This is a genomic window from Brevibacillus sp. Leaf182 (genome assembly GCF_001423865.2).
Taxonomy (GTDB): domain Bacteria; phylum Bacillota; class Bacilli; order Brevibacillales; family Brevibacillaceae; genus Brevibacillus; species Brevibacillus brevis_C.
Window position 1 is genome coordinate 174024 of sequence record NZ_LMPN02000024.1, and the last position, 17088, is coordinate 191111.

Annotated in this window: 19 protein-coding genes; 5 read left to right on the top strand and 14 right to left on the bottom strand. The window is 48.9% G+C overall.

Going from position 1 to position 17088, the window contains the following annotated elements; all coding sequences use genetic code 11:
- Positions 1-19: 19 nt before the first annotated feature.
- From ASG16_RS17080 to ASG16_RS17105, 6 genes are all read right to left on the bottom strand, one after another.
- Positions 20-736 (bottom strand): phosphoadenylyl-sulfate reductase, encoded by a 717-nt coding sequence (locus ASG16_RS17080; protein ID WP_056489539.1) that lies wholly within the window; start codon positions 734-736, stop codon positions 20-22.
- 66 nt (positions 737-802) lie between these two features.
- Entirely contained in the window at positions 803-2272 is a 1470-nt protein-coding gene (gene cobA, locus ASG16_RS17085) for a uroporphyrinogen-III C-methyltransferase (RefSeq protein ID WP_056489541.1), read from the bottom strand.
- Between the two features lie 55 nt (positions 2273-2327).
- Complete coding sequence (locus ASG16_RS17090; RefSeq protein WP_056489543.1) at positions 2328-2567, bottom strand: DUF3906 family protein; 240 nt, start codon at positions 2565-2567, stop codon at positions 2328-2330.
- 38 nt (positions 2568-2605) lie between these two features.
- Positions 2606-4222, bottom strand: coding sequence for a nitrite/sulfite reductase (locus tag ASG16_RS17095; RefSeq protein WP_056489546.1), 1617 nt, complete (start codon positions 4220-4222; stop codon positions 2606-2608).
- On the bottom strand, positions 4188-5000 hold the full coding sequence (locus ASG16_RS17100; protein ID WP_056489547.1) for a sirohydrochlorin chelatase: 813 nt from the start codon (positions 4998-5000) through the stop codon (positions 4188-4190). The genes ASG16_RS17095 and ASG16_RS17100 overlap by 35 nt, the downstream gene beginning before the upstream one ends.
- A gap of 149 nt (positions 5001-5149) precedes the next feature.
- Entirely contained in the window at positions 5150-5908 is a 759-nt protein-coding gene (locus ASG16_RS17105) for an arylamine N-acetyltransferase family protein (protein ID WP_056489549.1), read from the bottom strand.
- Between the two features lie 148 nt (positions 5909-6056).
- Between ASG16_RS17105 and ASG16_RS17110 the strand changes: the two genes are divergently transcribed.
- Positions 6057-6938 (top strand): LysR family transcriptional regulator, encoded by an 882-nt coding sequence (locus ASG16_RS17110; protein ID WP_056489551.1) that lies wholly within the window; start codon positions 6057-6059, stop codon positions 6936-6938.
- Between the two features lie 75 nt (positions 6939-7013).
- On the opposite strand, the gene ASG16_RS17115 is transcribed toward ASG16_RS17110, so the two are convergent.
- The 6 genes from ASG16_RS17115 to ASG16_RS17140 form a co-directional block, all read right to left on the bottom strand.
- Complete coding sequence (locus ASG16_RS17115; protein WP_056489553.1) at positions 7014-7781, bottom strand: potassium channel family protein; 768 nt, start codon at positions 7779-7781, stop codon at positions 7014-7016.
- Between the two features lie 147 nt (positions 7782-7928).
- On the bottom strand, positions 7929-8366 hold the full coding sequence (locus ASG16_RS17120) for a DUF350 domain-containing protein (protein WP_056489556.1): 438 nt from the start codon (positions 8364-8366) through the stop codon (positions 7929-7931).
- Positions 8367-8387: 21 nt separating this feature from the next.
- Positions 8388-9629, bottom strand: a complete 1242-nt coding sequence (locus tag ASG16_RS17125) for a glutathionylspermidine synthase family protein (RefSeq protein WP_056489558.1) — start codon at positions 9627-9629, stop codon at positions 8388-8390.
- A gap of 10 nt (positions 9630-9639) precedes the next feature.
- Positions 9640-9900 (bottom strand): hypothetical protein, encoded by a 261-nt coding sequence (locus ASG16_RS17130; protein WP_056489560.1) that lies wholly within the window; start codon positions 9898-9900, stop codon positions 9640-9642.
- An 11-nt stretch (positions 9901-9911) separates the two neighbouring features.
- Positions 9912-10358, bottom strand: coding sequence for a hypothetical protein (locus ASG16_RS17135; protein ID WP_048034092.1), 447 nt, complete (start codon positions 10356-10358; stop codon positions 9912-9914).
- 145 nt (positions 10359-10503) lie between these two features.
- A complete protein-coding gene (locus ASG16_RS17140) occupies positions 10504-11280 on the bottom strand; it encodes an inositol monophosphatase family protein (RefSeq protein WP_056489562.1) in 777 nt (258 codons plus the stop codon).
- A 111-nt stretch (positions 11281-11391) separates the two neighbouring features.
- On the opposite strand from ASG16_RS17140, the gene ASG16_RS17145 reads away from it, so the two are divergent.
- Positions 11392-11769, top strand: a complete 378-nt coding sequence (locus tag ASG16_RS17145; RefSeq protein ID WP_048034094.1) for a hypothetical protein — start codon at positions 11392-11394, stop codon at positions 11767-11769.
- Between the two features lie 47 nt (positions 11770-11816).
- Here the strand turns inward: ASG16_RS17145 and ASG16_RS17150 are convergent, their stop codons facing one another.
- On the bottom strand, positions 11817-12305 hold the full coding sequence (locus ASG16_RS17150; RefSeq protein WP_056489564.1) for a PaaI family thioesterase: 489 nt from the start codon (positions 12303-12305) through the stop codon (positions 11817-11819).
- Positions 12306-12525: 220 nt separating this feature from the next.
- Here ASG16_RS17150 and ilvD point away from each other — a divergent pair, with 220 nt between their 5' ends.
- From ilvD to ASG16_RS17165, 3 genes are all read left to right on the top strand, one after another.
- Complete coding sequence (ilvD, locus tag ASG16_RS17155) at positions 12526-14202, top strand: dihydroxy-acid dehydratase (RefSeq protein WP_056489566.1); 1677 nt, start codon at positions 12526-12528, stop codon at positions 14200-14202.
- A gap of 136 nt (positions 14203-14338) precedes the next feature.
- Positions 14339-14941, top strand: a complete 603-nt coding sequence (locus tag ASG16_RS17160; protein ID WP_056489567.1) for an ArsR/SmtB family transcription factor — start codon at positions 14339-14341, stop codon at positions 14939-14941.
- Positions 14942-15061: 120 nt separating this feature from the next.
- Positions 15062-16318, top strand: a complete 1257-nt coding sequence (locus ASG16_RS17165; protein WP_056489569.1) for an MFS transporter — start codon at positions 15062-15064, stop codon at positions 16316-16318.
- A gap of 139 nt (positions 16319-16457) precedes the next feature.
- Here ASG16_RS17165 and ASG16_RS17170 read toward each other — a convergent pair whose 3' ends face one another.
- Positions 16458-16958 carry a C40 family peptidase gene (locus ASG16_RS17170; protein WP_056489571.1) on the bottom strand — a complete coding sequence of 167 codons (501 nt, stop codon included), beginning with the start codon at positions 16956-16958 and terminating at the stop codon, positions 16458-16460.
- Positions 16959-17088: the final 130 nt, after the last annotated feature.

The following is a 17088-nucleotide window of genomic DNA, read 5'->3' on the forward strand; positions in this document are numbered from 1 at the left end:
TTTGTTCTTCTCTTTTTCGTTACCTTGCGAGATGCAGGCCACATTCCGTTTTCCCCGCTTGTGCCCAGCGCCCTGCTCTCGAATCCTCGCCCTCTTTTACAGGACGAGTACAAGGAGCGCAGCCGATGCTCGGATAGCTCTGGTCGTGAAGGGGGTTGTACGGCAATTCAAATGTCCGAATGTACTGCCATACTTCCTCCGACTTCCAATGAATGAGCGGGCAAATTTTTAGCGACTGGAATTTTTCATCGCGATTAACAAACTCGACATCCGCTCTCGTGGCCGACTGCTCTCTGCGTAGTCCTGACATCCAGGCAACCGCTCCGGTCAGCACACTTTCCATCGGCTGTACTTTGCGGATATGGCAGCACATATCCGGCTGCCTGCTCCACAATTCATCGCCATGGAGGTCTGCCTGCTGTGCCAACGTGATGTCCGGCTGCTTGACCGTTATCCGCAGCGCGGGATACCTCCCTCTCACCTGCTCAATCAAGCTATACGTCTCGGAAAAGTGGAGATTGGTATCCAAAAAAGTGACCTTGGCATCCTTTTTCACATCGCTGATCATATCGAGCAGCACCATGGCCTCAGCCCCAAAGCTACACGAATAAATCAAGTCATCTGAAAACGTTTTATAGGCCCATTTGATTACATCTATGGTGTCGCCCTTTGTGAGACTATTATTGATGGAAGCGAGTTGTTCCTCTGTAGCTGACGCATAATTCAGTTGGCTCATGTGCCCCCTCCTTGATCATTCAGCGTAAGATCCTTCCTGCGAAGCAGTCGTCGACAAGACAAGAGTCTACCCATGCTTGGCATGCTCGCGCCACGCCATGAGCTCATTTGTATGGATCACGTTACCTGCATGGCTGCTCACAGATTGCCAGCCCATTTCTCTCGCCGTATCTGCTGCTTCCTTTCCGACACATACGATCGGTGTCGTTGACCAGGCATCGCCAGCGAATTGCGCCAGCGCAAAGAGCGTATGGGCGTCATCCGTCGCTAGCCAGTCAAATGACAATTCTTCCTTTTTCGAACCGAGGTGCTTCTGCTCCCATTCGAGCGTGCCCGCTTGGATCACTTGAATCACCTTGCCGTGGTCCAGCGTGATTCTTTGCGGCTTCCTTACCCCTGCGTAAAGCACCTTCTCTTCTTTTTCCAAGGCAAGCAGCTCGGGGAATGCCAGCAGAGGTGTGTTTTCATCCAGCACCAAGTCCGGATATATCCCCCGTTTCTCAAAAGCCTCAAAAGCCCGTTGTCCACAAACAGCCAGCTTACTCGTCAAGCGCCGTACATCAAAACGCTGTTGTCGCAAGGCAGAAGTAAAAAAGGATACTTGCTGCTCATTCTCGAAGACGAGCCAACGATAAGTAGCAAGCTCTGCCAATGGTGTGTCAAACGTGCAGCGTTCGATCAAAGGAATCGGCATGACTTCGGCTCCCAACTGCTCCAAGGCAATCACGAGCTCGCTATTTCCTTCCTCGCTTGCTCTTCTTGCAACGGCTACTCGTTGACCGAACAAGGGGCGCGATTCGTACCAGTTCAGCGATTCCCGCAGACGTACGACCTCACCTACGATAATGATAGCGGGTGCGGTAAAACGAGCCTGCTCGACTTCCTTATCTATCGTCCCAAGCTTGCCGATCAACGTCTCCTGTTTACACACCGTCCCCCAGCGCACGAGAGCAACGGGCGTATGAGCGTCTTTTCCATGCGCAAGAAGGCGCTCCCTGATACGAGGCAGATTTTTCACACCCATGTAGATGACCAATGTTTCCATCGAGGCGAGGGCTGCCCAGTCCGGCTCCTTTCCCGCATTTTTTTCACACAAGTGACCGGTGACAAAAGCAACGGAAGAATTGTAGTCACGATGCGTCAGCGGAATACCCGCATAGAGCGGAGCCGCCATCCCGGAAGTAATCCCTGGGACGATCTCAAACGGAATAGAATGGTCGCGGCACATCTGCGCTTCCTCTCCTACCCGCCCGAACATGCTCGGGTCCCCGCCTTTCAGTCGAACGACGCATTTCCCCTTTTGAGCTTCCCGGATGAGCAGGAGGTTGATCTCTTCTTGCGGCAATGTATGATGATCGGCCTCTTTCCCGCAATAGATGAGGGTGGCTCCCTTTTTTGCGTACGAGAGAAGCTGCGGGCTTGCCAGGCGATCGTACACAATCACATCCGCAAGGCGAAGTGACTCCATGCCGCGAATCGTCAGTAGCTTGGGGTCACCAGGCCCTGCTCCGACAAAGACGACTCTGCCTGTGTTCATTCCAAATCCGTCCTCCTTGCTGCTTTGTTCCTTCACAGGAAGAGTCTTGAACGTTTTAAGCAAATGTAGAGGTTTCCACTACGTACCCGACTCCTTGGCGTCCGAGCGGCTTCTTTTCCACCAGGCTCAGCTCCTTGATACGAGGTGGCGCTATCGTATGTCGCAAGAGATTGTTCTCGGCTGAAGAGAAGGCACGCTCATCCGTTTTTGCGATCACCACAACTGTCAGTAACCGCCCTTCCTCTAGCACAGCTTCCAGCTTGTAAAGGTAGCTCTCTGCTTGTTCCTCTCCCATGACATGTCCCCCCTGACCTGGCTATACCCGCACGAGCATTACGCTGGTTGCAGAATGGCGTCAACCTGTGCTTGGATATGGGAAAGTCCTACCCGCTCCACGTAGCGCCAGTATGGTTCGCCTACCTGACGATCCGCCTTGTACAGCGTGATCAATTGCGCAAGGAACGGACCGAGTCTGTCCACAGTAATCCGCGCGTTGAGCTTGCGGTTGAATTGCGGCTCCTCCAGTGTCCCGCCAACGTAGATGTCAAACGCCTCTACCATCCCGTTCGATGTCTTGACCAATGCGCCTTGCAGGCCGATATCCGCAATTTGACGCTGACCACAAGAATTCGGGCAACCAATCATATGAATGCGAAGCGGTGTTTCGAGAACGACTGTATCATCCAAATATTGAGCCAGCGAACGCATCCGCTCCTTGGTCTCCACGATAGCCAGATTGCAATATTCCGTACCCGTGCATGATACGGAATACCCGACAAACGTATTGGGCTGCCATTTGAAACGGTTCACAATCATCGGCTCATCGCGGAAAGCTACGATCTTCGCCTCGGGAATGTTGCGAATCAGGACATTTTGCGTGTTACAGGTGCCAATCGTCCCATCGCCATATTCGTCTGCCAGACGTGCAAGTTCATTTAGCTCCCCTGCATTCATCCGCCCAACGGGAACAGACAAGCCTGCGTAGTATTGTCCTGCTTGGCGCTGCTCGTGAATGCCGTAAAAATATCCGCCATTCCAGCCCGAGGTTAAATCGATACCACCCGGCTCAAGCTCGCCCACCAGCTCCAGTAATTGCTCCGTGAACTTTTCCGGTCCCCAGTCAGCGACCAAGAACTTAAGACGTGCATGCGTACGTTTTTGACGGTAGCCGAAATCGCGGAACAAAGTCGTAACTCCTGCCGCTACTTTGACCACCTCTTCTGGTCGCACGAAAACATCCAGTTGCTTCGCCAAGTATGGCTTCGCTGACAAGCCGCCACCTACCCATACATGAAAGCCGATTACTTCCTCGCCAGCTATGACTTTTTTAGCCGGAGTGAAAGCCAGATCGTTAATTTGCGCATGCGCGGCGTTATGGATATTAGCAGAAACTGATATTTTGTACTTGCGTGGCAGATTGGAGAAGTCGCGATTGAGCAAGAAGAATTTTTCTAACTCCGCTACGATGGGACGTGTATCCAGCACTTCATGCGGATCAATACCTGCCAGTGGGTTCCCCATGATTTGCCGCGGGCAGTCTCCACATGCTTCAAAAGAGGATAGTCCCGCTGATGCGAGCCGATCAAAAATGTCAGCGAGCGATTCTACCGTGAGCCAGTGAAATTGCACGGCCTGACGTGTGGTCACATCCACCAGATCACGTCCATAAATTTCCGCGATTTTGGCAAGCACCCGAGCTTGTTCACTGTTCAAAATGCCTCCAGGTATGCGCACGCGCATCATGAAGTGGCCGTCCTTTGGTCGCTGCTGATAAACGCCTGCCCACTTAAAGCGATCCATATCAGAAGATTCAATCGATGCGAAGCCTTCTTTGGAATAGGTGTTTACGATCGTTTCGATGACATCCAGTCCGTCTTTTTCCAGCTTCGTAAACTCCATTTTGTTGAGGGATGGATCAGCAGCCCACTTCCACTGCTTTCTCTCTGCCATGCTCGTACATGCTCCTTTGTGTGAAGATGTCAGTTACCAATGCCATTTGAATCGATTGGCTCATCCAGTCCGCAATCAATGGATGGGGCAGGTACGCGCTGCCTTCATAGCGATAAGCCAAGCCTGCAAGCCGTTTTGGGATTGCTTGTCGCGTGAAGTAGCCCTGGCTTACGAACAGAGGAAGCACGAGAACATCCCCTTTTTGTGCCAGTGAACAAGCTTGATCGTACAGTGTATCGGGCCTCAGTGTCGCATATCCGGCAGCGGCAAATTGGTAGCGGTTTTGCAAGCGGAATGTCAGGCGCAAGAGCAGCTTTTCCCAGCGCTCATGACATCCAGGCAAGTCACTGCCGTGCCCGACGAGCAACAAAGCCTCCTGACTAGGCAAGCGTGATAGACTTGCGATTCGCTCTGCTACGATCTGCTCGACGTTTCCGTGATCCTCCAATGGCGGACACCAGAGAATTCTTGCCTGAACCGGAACGCGAATCAGGTCAGTCTCTCCTGTCGGCCATGGGTCTAGTCCAAGCATCGCGCGGATTTCCCCTACATGATTACTTCCTGCTGTAGCGAATAGGGGAACGACGACAATCGTTGTCGCTCCTGATGCTTCCAGACGTTTCACTTCGTCGCTGATGCTTCGTCCTTCCACTCCTCCCAGGTAAGCTACCCGAATTGGCAAATCAGTGCGGCACTGCCAAACGGCTGATTCCACCAACGCCAACCAGTCAGGATCGGGTGAACCGTGAGCAATTACCAAAACCGCCGTTTTCGCCATCGGATAATCCCCTTATCCAAACTTATTTTGTAATTCATATATGTTTACTCGGAATTATAATTGGGATGGATTGCCTCGTCAATAACAAAATCTTTCGAATGATAAAAACCACAGCCACCCCTTTTCGCGGATGGCTGTGGTTCCTCACATCAAATGGAGAAGTGAAAGTAGCGACGAACGGTTTCCTCAATCTCCTGTTCTTCTAGCTTTTGTTTTGTTTTCTCTTTTCCGTTGACGATGATCAACGTGTTTCCCAACAAGGTGATACGCCCCGTTTCCGTCACTCTCGAAAGGAAATACACTTTGTTGAACATGGACTCAGGGGATGTTTCCGTTAGCATACAGATTGGATGGATATTTTCAAAGTTCCAGTGGTTAGAGGGTTCCTCAAAACGATATTGGGTTTCCCACTCCTCATCGGTCTTCTTTTGCATGTAGTAGAGCGATTCGGCTTCATCCTTATAGACGCGGTAAATACCATCACTATCAACAACTTCATCACCACTTAGTGGTACAGGTAGCCGTGGTGAATTACCGCCAAAGCCTACATCCACCAAGTATGGCTTGTTATCTAGCGTTACGATGTTGAATATATGGGCATTTTCAAGAGCCCAGACTCCATTTCCTACATATACGGTTCCTGCCATCAGGTAAGGCTCAAAACCCAGTTCCCTTAGCAGAAAATAAAAGATTCCGTTTAACTCGTAGCACACGCCGCCCTTCTCTGCGTGGACAATTTTTTGATAAAGATCCTCTTCACGCAAAGAGAGCGGTTTCCTTGCAAGAATGTCGAGATTCTCAAAGTGAACGTTGAGTACATGCTGTTTTTGAAGATGGGACAAATACGCGAGATTCTGCTCACTTTGGCTCTGCGCCTGAATTCGTTCTAGATATTTTTGAGTGTCCATCTATCTTTCTCCTCCATTTATATACTTAATTGTTTATAATGTTTTGATTCGTATCTTCATTGTAAGGTTGATCATTGATAAATAAAAATATATATTTAATTATCATATTAATAATCCTGAATATATGAATATGAGGTGGAAACGTAAGATGGAATTGCTCCAACTCAAGTATTTTCAAGCAGTTGCTCGTACGGAGCATATGACAAAAGCAGCACAGGAGCTCCGCATAGCCCAACCCGCTCTCAGTGTTACCATCGCACGTTTGGAGGAAGAATTAGGAGTACCTTTATTTGATCGTGTCGGGCGACAAATCCGCCTGAATGTTTTCGGAAAAGCTTTTCTCAAAAAGGTAGATATTGCTCTTGGGGCATTAGAAGACGGGAAACGCGAAATTTCAGACCTGGCTGGATTGGAACGTGGAAGTGTTTTGTTGGCTACAACAACCTTGAATCGGGTATCTGCATTGCTAGCACCTTTTCTTTCCTTATATCCTCACATCAATTTTCGCATAACCCAAGCAACAACAGAGGAATTGAAGGTTCAACTGCTCGAAAAAGGGGAAATCGACTTTTGCCTCACTTCTTCCTCAATTGATCGGCCGGGAATCTGTAATCTATCCTTATTGACGGAAGAAATTGTATTGGCTGTGCCGAGTACACATCGTCTCGCAGGCCGCCAGCGTATCCGTCTCAGTGAAGTAGCACATGATCCGTTCATCAGTTTAAAACCGGGGTACAGCTTCCGTGAGATCACCGATGCTTTCTGTCGAGAGGCTGGTTTTATCCCTAAAATCGTATGTGAAGGGGACGAACCTGCTGCCATCAGCGGCTTGGTACGAGCTGGTCTTGGTGTTGCTTTTATCCCCGTCGACGCCAAAAAGGAATTGCCACCGCTTACGCTCCTTCATATTGAGGAACCTGTTTGCCAATGGACTCCTCATTTGTTGTGGCATGAAAAACACTACTTGTCACTTGCTGCACAGGCTTTTCGTGAATTCGTCGTGCAGCATTACGCTCAAGCAAAACAATAAGTGTACATCCTGCGTTCGCGGAACTCTTACTCACACGAAAAAAGCTGCCAGGCCTATTACCTGACAGCTCTCCCCTTATTCCTCACTCTTTTTCCTCGTTCGACGATACAGCAAATCCATACTTTCTTTGAGTGTCTCATACTCGCGCTCGGTCAAGTTTTCGATCTGTTGGATATTGGCGATCGACTGCTTTTTGATCTCTTCGGTCAAACGATCTTTCTCATTCTGGCTTTTGCTTTCATGTGTCTCTGTCCAATGCGTAGCAAAATTCGCCGTCAAAGCTCCCAGCATCCCGATCCCCGTTATCATCAAGATCGTCGCCATGATCCTTCCACCTGCCGTCACAGGCGAAATATCACCGTAGCCGACTGTCGTGGTTGTCACTATCGACCACCACAACGCATCAGAGAAGCTTTTGATATTCTCGTTCACACCATATTCGAGCAAATAAATAGCAGTCGAGCTCCACAGCATGATGATCGTGACGACGCCAAATACTTGACGCATCGGGCCTGATCGAATAATTCCCAGTAAAAATGGCGAAGCACGCACGATGCGCACCAGCCGAAGCACGCGCATGATTCTGGCTAAATACAAATAAGAGTCCAATGGAATCATTGCGATCAGATCAAACCAGTTAGCAAAAACGAATTTTCGCTTGTCTTTCGCCCTCCATAGCCGGAACAAATACTCGGCAATCAACAGGATGATCAGTCCATTGTCTACCTTGTCCATCAATTCATCAGTCAGCAGAGGGTGATTAGAGAAGTCTGCGAACAACAGGATCGCATACGTAATCACTAGCATAATGATAAAAATCTCATACATGACGCGCCAGAACAAAAAGACTCCTCCCTGTGCTCATAAGTGCTTGTTCAAAATTGATCTGTTCTTGCATCGAAAAAGAGGCGAGAACCTGAAGCGGGAGGAGCTAAATGTAGAGAACCTACACGAGCACCAGACTTCGAAGGTGAACGCCTCTTTCCATGCTTAGTAGCTGATCAGCGCAGCCATCAACAAGCCCGCAGCAATACTCAACCGCGAAGCGAAAATACCGACGGATACGTTCCCGTTCGGAATTTCAGACACGACTTTAAATGGTGTGACCCATTCGAACAAATAAAAAATAATGACTTGAAATACCATTCCTACAATACCCCAGATGACCAAATCCCACAAGTTAACGGAGTGGTATACAGCCGAAGCGAGGACGATTGCCAAACCGATGATTTTCCCTCCCAAATCGTGCGAGGCTGCTTTTGCCGCTGCCATTTTCTTCGGATCATCAGTCTGTGCTCCCTGCTTGATCAGATCAAACTCCTTGTAAGGAGTTGTAATCGTAAATACAAAAATCCCCACAGCCAATATCGGAATGGTCACTGCCAAATACGCTAAAAAGTTTACTACGTAATCCAATTGTCCCAACATGTAAGTTGTCCTCTCCTTTCGCTACTTGTCTATGCCGACCGGCAAATAATATGACAGGTTGTTTGTAATCGGTCCCCCGACACGGGCCACAATTGCTGATGCCTCTGTACCGATCCAAAAGGACCCCCAGAGCAGCCGTCCAGCATAAGCTCCCTTCATCGTCTGAACTGTTATCTCTGGAAGCTCCACCCGTTTCTGATAAATCATCGGCTGCTCCCAGTAGAACTCTTCCTGATCCTTCTCTTGCAGCGTACCATCTGACGCAAAAAGCATGACACCGCCACCTTCCCGTCCAAAAATCGGCTTCGTGACGTAGTCCTCCCTGCCTGCAAACCGATTTTCAAAATAAGTCGGCAGCATGTAAGCTTTGATGATCGCGTGCTCCTCTTCAGTGAAAAATTCATTCGCCTCGTGCAAGTTCCAGATGAGCGCCTGCAAAGCCTTCGTCTGAATGAGAAACGCAGAAGGAGGATTAATAATGGCCAGCTTTTTGCGGGCAATCAACGAAAGCACATGCTCACCAGTTGGGTAGCCATCTTCATCCTGTTCTACCGCCAGCTTTTCCAAAGCATGCAGACGGTACAGCACATCAACTGGCAGTAGCTCCTCATTCTCCTTTACATAGAGACGATCTTGCCAAACACGCAAATGCTCCAAAGCGGCAAACCGGGCAGAAAGACCCGATTGGTTCAGTAAGTACACGGTCGTTCCCTTGTCTTCTTCATGCCAGTCGAGCGAGCTAAACCAGACAGAATCCGTGTCATAGCCCTGCGCCCGATACGCGTCGATCACCTTGCTGAACGCTGAACGCAACTGCTGCTCCATCCCTTCATTCGGGTCCTCACGCAAGAAATGACGACAAGCACGACCGTTCACATAAAAAGCCTCGACGATTCCTGTAGGGGTATCGCTGTTGCACTCAAGCATCTTCAAACCTTCTGTCGTCTGGGCAAAATCAAAGCGTCCTATCACAGTCGGCACTGTTTGGGAAACGACGACCCTGACTGCCTGCAATGCCTGCTTTGGCACTCCTAGTTCCAACAACAGGGAGTCCTCTGCTCGCTGCAATACCGGGACGACCTTGGTAAAGATTTGCCCAAGCCGCTCGGTTGCCTTCTTGATTTCCTCACGAAAGGAGGAAGGGATCAGGTGGATATCATAAAGCGCATACTCCTCGCCATACATCCAATCCCAGGTAAAAACGCCCTCTTCCCGCATCGGGCCATACAGTGCCTCTCGTTCTCGTCGGTTATGGTCTTCCACTTCCCTCACCTCACCCGGAGCTGGAATAGCCCGAGCTGCCGATACCGCCCTTGGAGCTGCTCGTGCTTATCCCACTCGATACTCCGGATTTGCCCTTGTAAGACCTGTAAGTAGAGCTCGAACCCCCACCGCTGCTGCTATCGTCACAATAGCCGTCATTGTCGTTATCGTAGCAATCATCATCATAGTCATCCCCGGAAGAACAACCACTGATCGCAAGTGCGGCTGCGACGAACAGACCGACTACTTTCTTCGATTTCGTTTGTGCCATTTTTCTTCCTCCTACACTGGCTTCGCGTAGTAAACATAAACCTGCCGATCTTCATCCACCTCGGCTGATGTCTTCTCCCATTCGCGTCCATTCACGTACAAATAGTCACTTTGCAAATGCAAGAGAGCATCGTCATCGTCCTTGAAGTAAAACGTGTGTACGAGCGGATAAACGCTTGCATTTTCTTGATATTCACGCATTTCGATCTGGATGCTGCCCCAGCGTGCAGTCACAGCCTCCGCGTAATCGACAGCCTGCTCTTCTGTTGAGCGCTTGACGTAGATGACATAAGTGCCGTTCTCGATTGCACAGGACGTCTTTTCATAAACGACATGCCCCTTCACCAAATAATCGCAAGCGAAACGCAAGGAGACCTCATCTTTGTTCACGTTGTCGTAGTAAAACTGAACAGGGTATCCTCTCGCCTCATCCAGCAGCCGATATTCCATTCGTGCCATTTTTCTCACCTCTTTTACCTATCACAGAATAGCAAATCATTCGCAACAATTTTATACGTGCGTTGAAACATTTGGTTGCCAATAAATGAAAAGAAATCCAGCAGAGCCATAAACCGCTACATTCGTCCTACTTCTTTTGTACCCGTTACTGTCGAATCATACTGCGAATCGTTTCATGCAAAGGTCCGTTGCTCGCCACTAATGAAGGAGTGTGATCTTGCTGGAATGGCTCATGCTGATACGGTTTTCCAGACCAGTCCGTAATCGTTGCACCCGCCTCCTGGGCGATGACAATTCCGGCAGCCACATCCATAATATTGGATCGTTGCATCACGATATAATCGAGCCATCCGTTTGCCAGCAAGCACCAGTCCAGTGCAGGCGCAATATTTCGCATGAGACGCTTGGTCTGGAATACAAACGGTTCCGTAAACGCCATCTCTTCTTCCTTCGTTACCGTGTCACGTCCACGGATGTATGTACCGACTGCACGAGTGAGGTCTTGGCGGTGATTGACATTCAATCGTTTTCCGTTCAAATAGGCTCCTTTTCCTTTCTCCGCCCAAAACATTTGACCCGCTACCGGATTGTAGACGACGCCTAGCACCAGCTCGCCCTTGTGCTGCAACGCAATCGAGATCGAGAAATACGGATAGCCGATAAAATAGTTATTCGTTCCATCTAACGGATCGATAATCCACAGATACTCTTCCTCGCGGGGAACCATACCGACCTCTTCTGAAAAAATGGTATGTGTCGGGAAGTGGCGATGCAGTACCTCAATGATGCGCTGTTCACTGCCTTTATCCTCTGGCAGCTTCACGTCGTTATGCAATTCCTCATCGGGCACGAGCTGTTCGAGAAAACGTTCCTTCAAAAACGCTCCCGCGACACTTGCTGCTTCTTTAGCAATTTCGATCATGACATTTCGCTCCTTTTTCTCTTTGAAACACTTTTTTGAACAACCTTCCACTTGCACTTGCCTAGGAAACATTACTAATATAGAAAGACACCCGAAGGAGGGGGGATAAACATGAACACCGACTTCATTCGGCTGAAAAATATGGAAGGTGAACTCAAATTCACCCAAATGAACAATAGCTACGGCTTCTCTGTCACCACAAAGGAGCTCGTTTTTTTCAAGCCACACATGACCTACCATTTGTTTTTGCAGGATATCATCAGCATGGTTCCGCTGAAGCTGGACGCTAGCCCTGTCACGTTTCGGCATCAGAGTGAGACGGTTCACGCCTCGTTTGGTTCCGATTACTACAAGCTGACCGTCAAGTGGGCGCGGATTGTTTCGCGATCCGGTATCGTCGAAAAAGAAGACATGGAGTTTATCGTGCCGCTTTCCACCAAAATGCTCACGTATATTTCGGAATACAGCGGTCTTGTTATCATCAAATAGCACCGTCAACCCTCGTTCTCACCTGTTTGGTGTGGAGCAAGGGTTTTTTATTTCCGATCATTTTTGGATAGCACAATGAACGTTCCTGTACCGTGAGCGATCCGCCTATCCCGATCATCGTAGACACTACTCTCCATGACGACCAGCGTGTTTCCGCGGTGTAAAAAGCTCGCTTCTGCGCGAAGCCGCTCCCCGATTCCCGGAAGCAAATAATTGATCTTTAGCTCTGTCGTCACTGCATACTGATTGGGTGGCAAGGACCGATTGATCAAGGAGCCCATCGTTGAATCGATCAAGGTCGCGAGAATTCCTCCATGAACAACTCGCCCTGAATTGTGCATGAAAGGGGTCAGAGGCAATTCGAAGCGATACGACTGTCTTTCTTCGTCTATGAATTCTCCCTTTAATCCAAGAAATCCAGAGATAAACGCGCTATTCCGTTCCCGCTTTTGATGAATGGCAGCAACAGCCAGCTCGAGAATGCGGCGCTCCTCTTCATTCCCGTCCGACCAGATATTTTTTAATTCATCTAACATTTTGTTCACTCCAACCGAAATAGAATCGATTCTTCTATTTTATCCCAAACAAGCTGATTTCGCTATGATTCCTAAGCTTATGGCAATCGAGAGCAGCTGTCCGAATCATTCGAGACTGAGCAAATGTTCAGACTTTTACAGTTGTTTCTGTTATTAAAAATTGATAAGATAGTTCAAAATATAAGACAGGCATTTCCGCATTGGAAGGGAGTTTTTCAAATTGGCCAGACAACGAAGTGACATGATCAAAAAAGGATTCGACCGCGCACCGCACCGCAGCTTGCTCCGTGCAGCAGGTGTAAAAGATGAGGATTTCGATAAACCGTTTATCGCCATTTGCAACTCGTACATCGACATTATTCCAGGTCACGTGCACTTGCAGGAGTTTGGAAAACTGGTCAAAGAAGCCGTTCGTGCTGCTGGCATGGTTCCATTCGAATTCAATACGATTGGTGTTGACGACGGAATCGCTATGGGACATATCGGGATGCGCTACTCCCTCCCGAGCCGCGAGATCATCGCAGACAGCTTGGAAACCGTTGTCGCTGCTCACTGGTTTGACGGCATGATCTGTATTCCGAACTGTGACAAGATCACGCCTGGGATGATCATGGGTGCGCTTCGTGTCAACATTCCAACCGTCTTTGTAACCGGTGGTCCTATGAAAGCCGGAAAAACGAGTGATGGCCGCTCCATCTCACTTTCCTCCGTATTTGAGGGTGTCGGAGCTCACCAAGCAGGCTTGATCAACGACCAGCAACTCGAAGAGCTGGAGCAATATGGATGCCCGACTTGCGGTTCCTGTTCCGGCATGTTTACAGCAAACTCGATGAACTGTCTGCTTGAAGCCATCGGTTTGGCTCTGCCTGGCAACGGTACCGTACTCGCTGTCTCTCCTGAACGTCGCGAGCTGGTACAATCATCTGCTGAAAAACTGAAAAATCTGATTGAACGCGACATTAAGCCACGCGACATCGTGACACTCGAGGCAATCGACGATGCATTCGCACTTGACATGGCGATGGGTGGGTCAACCAATACCGTTCTCCATACACTGGCTATCGCACAAGAAGCAGGCATCGAATACCCGATCGAGCGCATCAACGAAGTAGCGAAGCGTATTCCACATATTTGCAAGCTGGCGCCTTCCTCCGACTATCATATCGAGGATTGCCACGAGGCAGGCGGCGTATCAGCAGTTTTGAAAGAAATCGCGAAAAAAGCAGGCGCGATCCATCCAGACCGTATCACTGTCACGGGCAAAACCCTTGGCGAAAACATCGCTGACGCCGAAATCAAAAACGATCAAGTCATTCGTCGTCTGGACAACCCGTACAGCGCTTCCGGCGGTCTCGCTGTTCTGTTCGGCAACCTGGCTGCGCAAGGCTCGATCATCAAAACAGGCGGTGTCGATCCTTCTATTAAAAAGCACGAAGGTCCAGCCATCTGCTTCGACTCCCAAGAGGATGCTCTGGCAGGAATCGCTGCTGGCAAAATCAAATCCGGTCATGTTGTCGTCATCCGCTACGAGGGACCTAAAGGCGGTCCAGGCATGCCAGAAATGCTGGCTCCTACCTCGCAAATCGTGGGTATGGGCCTTGGTAAAGAAGTCGCTCTCGTTACAGACGGACGCTTCTCCGGTGCTTCCCGCGGGATCAGTATCGGCCATGTCTCTCCAGAAGCGGCAGAAGGCGGTCCAATTGCCTTCGTACAGGACGGAGATATCATCTCGATTGACCTCGAGGAGCGCACGATCCAGCTACAGGTGGATGAAGCCGAGCTGGCTCGCCGCAAAGAAGGCTGGAAAGAATTCGAGCCAAAAGTAAAAACAGGCTATCTGGCTCGTTACTCCAAGATGGTAACGAATGCGAGCATGGGTGGTATTTTGAAAATCTAGTGTTACAAGTAAAGGTAAAACCCTTCCTCTGTGAATCACCTTCACTCAGGAAGGGTTTTTGTATTGACTTTTCCAGCTATCCCCTTTTACAATCAAGTTAATAATTTTTAACTGGTTAAAAGGATTGTGATAGATATTGGAGCAAAAGTCGATTTTTATCATCGAAAACTACGATCAACTAAAAGTGATCAGTGACCCGTTACGCACGAAAATGCTGATGCATCTGGTAGAAAAGCCGCACACGGGGCAACAACTCTCCCAACTTTTTGGACTGTCCCGCGCGAAAATTCTTTACCACCTGCGTGAGCTGGAGAAGCATGGCATCATCCAGTTGGTTAAAAAAGAAGAAAAGGGCGGCAACATTCTCAAATACTATCAGGCTGTGGCAAGAGGCTTCATACCCGCTGATCATCTGCTCACGTATACGGAGTCGAAGGAGGCTACCAGACAATCCTATGTCGAAGTGTTGCAACGGGCGAAAACAAGAGCGCTCTGTGCTCCTGATGAAGCCTTTGCACTGACATCAACGGAAGTCGAGAAATGGCCGCGCATCTCCCTACAGTCTGAAGTCAGAGTCAGTGAGCAAGCGTTTGTGTCCTTTTTGCAAAAATACCGGAGCCTGCTCCACGAATTGCAGCAAAGCTCCCTGGATGACCCATCTTCGAAGCAGGATTACTACCTGATGATTACGGGATTTCAAATTGATGAACCATTATTCAAAAGGGATGGACAGGAGTAACAAAGGAAAATGTAAGACCATAAGTCCACATGTGTATGAAAAGCCTATTCGAGTAGGTTTTTCTTTCGGACATACAGTTAATATTTTTTAACCGGTTAATAATAAGGAGAGTGAGTTTCCATGGAAGCTGTCCCCAAGCAATCTAGCCTTCCCTCAGCGGATACATCCCGCTTGTTTACGAAACCTTTTACCCTTCTGTGGTTGTCCGCCCTTTGTTCCGGACTCAGTATCTCACTCTTTCTTTTCTCGCAAACCTGGTATATCATCCAGGTCTTATCTCAGGAGGCCTCATTAGGCCTCGTATTTATGGCGGCAACGATTCCCAGAATCGTCTTCATGCTGATAGGCGGAACGCTCGCTGATCGGATGAGCAAAAAGAGAATCCTGTCGATCACAAGCATGCTGAAAGCATTTTTGATGCTGTTGCTTGGAGGAATCATCTGGTCGGGGTATTCCTCGCTTACGCTGTTTGTTTGGTTCGCTCTATTCTTCGGTACCATTGATGCCTTTTATTGGCCAGCTCAAAATTCGTTCATACCGTCAATCGTACCCTCTTCTTCCCTTTTGCGAGCGAATTCTGTGCTGCAAACGACAAGCCAAACCTCACAGCTCCTCGGTCCTATTCTTGCCGGTTTTGTGATTGAGTGGGGAAGTTACCCCCTTTTATACGCCTTTGTTGGCTTGCTTCTTCTGGTTGCAAGTGTATCTGCATGGTGCATGCCGAAACAAGAACCAGCCGTTCTTTCCAAACCACAGCAAAAGCTCAAGGAATCTATCAAGGAAAGCTTCTGTTATGTCAGACAATCGGATTTCCTTCCTTTGCTATTGACCTCCATCATCTGCCTGAACGTATTTTTGATGGGCCCCTTATACATCGGCTTGCCGATTTTTGTAGATCAGGTGTTGTCTGGCTCTACCCTGCAGTACAGCTTTTTGGAAGGGGCACTCGCTTTTGGCATGCTTGCCGGGGCAATCGTGCTCGCACTCACGACACTGGGCCAAAACAGGTTGCAGATCGCCTTTCTTTTCATGATGATGCAAGCGCTTGTCTTCTTTGCTTTTAGTCTCACCGAACAGTTCTGGCTCAGCTTGCTTATTCTGTTTACCCTCGGCGTCACATTTTCTCTCATTAATATTCCGATTCTCTCTTTTGTTCAGGAAAAGGTGCCACAAGCCTCGTTAGGGAAAGTCATGAGTTTGGTCTCGCTCTCCTCTTTAGGCTTGCAGCCGATTTCACAGGCGATGACGAGTCTATTGATCGCATGCGGACTTACGGCCAAGGAAGTGATGCTGCTTGCCTCCATCCCCCTCTTTCTTGCTTCCTGTTTCTTTTATTGGCGGCAAAAGTACGCTCGGCCTGCAAAGAGATCCGATTGAGTTTTGCGCGAAAGCAAAAAGGGATGATCTGCAATGGATCATCCCTTTTTCCTATCATGTTTACAAAACTTGCCTCTTCGCTCATCGCAACTTTACAGTTTGCGAGACGTATTAGTAAGTAGAGAGCCAAACGAGTAGATTACAAGACTCGCCGTGCCGAAACGAAGCGTTTCTCCCAGGACGTACCCTTAAAGGTCGAATACGTCACTCCTGGTTTTCCATATGTATGTAAGAGTTTGTTGTTGCCTGCATAAATCGCCACGTGTGTAATCCGTTTGGACGTCGTCGTTGTACTCGCCTTGAAGAACACCAGGTCTCCTTTTTTCAGGCTCGACTTGGACACACTCGTTCCTACCTTGGCTTGATCGCGAGAAGTGCGTGGCAAGCTCTTGCCGACTGCGACTTTAAAAACGCGCTTTGTAAAGGAAGAGCAATCAAATACGGCTGTGGTATTACTGCTCGCACCGAATTTATAAGGAGTACCCATATACTTTCTTCCCGTGGCAATGACCTTGTCCGCCTTGGATTGCGTCCATGCAGCCTCCGCTACATTTTGCTCTCCTGGCAGTGGAGCGACAATCGCTGTGACTCCCAATGTTACTCCCATTACGATTCCTATGAGGGCTTTCTGTAATTTCATGCTGTTCATCCTCCCTTTTCTTTTGAAAAAAGATCCCTGCTCAACAAGGGACCATTTTATGCAAAGTTTGGCTGACCTCTCACTTGTTCTCTACTTTACCAAAGCTCACCCTCTATGAAATTACCAAAAA

Excerpts from the sequence above, each read along its gene's own strand:
- ASG16_RS17165 (WP_056489569.1), top strand. The coding sequence starts at position 15,062 with ATGGAAGCTGTCCCCAAGCAATCTAGCCTTCCCTCAGCGGATACATCC.
- ASG16_RS17140 (WP_056489562.1), bottom strand. The coding sequence starts at position 11,280 with ATGATCGAAATTGCTAAAGAAGCAGCAAGTGTCGCGGGAGCGTTTTTG.
- ASG16_RS17080 (WP_056489539.1), bottom strand. The coding sequence starts at position 736 with ATGAGCCAACTGAATTATGCGTCAGCTACAGAGGAACAACTCGCTTCC.
- ASG16_RS17120 (WP_056489556.1), bottom strand. The coding sequence starts at position 8,366 with ATGTTGGGACAATTGGATTACGTAGTAAACTTTTTAGCGTATTTGGCA.
- ASG16_RS17110 (WP_056489551.1), top strand. The coding sequence starts at position 6,057 with ATGGAATTGCTCCAACTCAAGTATTTTCAAGCAGTTGCTCGTACGGAG.
- ASG16_RS17100 (WP_056489547.1), bottom strand. The coding sequence starts at position 5,000 with ATGGCGAAAACGGCGGTTTTGGTAATTGCTCACGGTTCACCCGATCCT.
- ASG16_RS17135 (WP_048034092.1), bottom strand. The coding sequence starts at position 10,358 with ATGGCACGAATGGAATATCGGCTGCTGGATGAGGCGAGAGGATACCCT.
- ASG16_RS17130 (WP_056489560.1), bottom strand. The coding sequence starts at position 9,900 with ATGGCACAAACGAAATCGAAGAAAGTAGTCGGTCTGTTCGTCGCAGCC.
- ASG16_RS17170 (WP_056489571.1), bottom strand. The coding sequence starts at position 16,958 with ATGAAATTACAGAAAGCCCTCATAGGAATCGTAATGGGAGTAACATTG.
- cobA (WP_056489541.1), bottom strand. The coding sequence starts at position 2,272 with ATGAACACAGGCAGAGTCGTCTTTGTCGGAGCAGGGCCTGGTGACCCC.
- ASG16_RS17105 (WP_056489549.1), bottom strand. The coding sequence starts at position 5,908 with ATGGACACTCAAAAATATCTAGAACGAATTCAGGCGCAGAGCCAAAGT.
- ASG16_RS17150 (WP_056489564.1), bottom strand. The coding sequence starts at position 12,305 with ATGTTAGATGAATTAAAAAATATCTGGTCGGACGGGAATGAAGAGGAG.
- ASG16_RS17145 (WP_048034094.1), top strand. The coding sequence starts at position 11,392 with ATGAACACCGACTTCATTCGGCTGAAAAATATGGAAGGTGAACTCAAA.
- ASG16_RS17090 (WP_056489543.1), bottom strand. The coding sequence starts at position 2,567 with ATGGGAGAGGAACAAGCAGAGAGCTACCTTTACAAGCTGGAAGCTGTG.
- ASG16_RS17095 (WP_056489546.1), bottom strand. The coding sequence starts at position 4,222 with ATGGCAGAGAGAAAGCAGTGGAAGTGGGCTGCTGATCCATCCCTCAAC.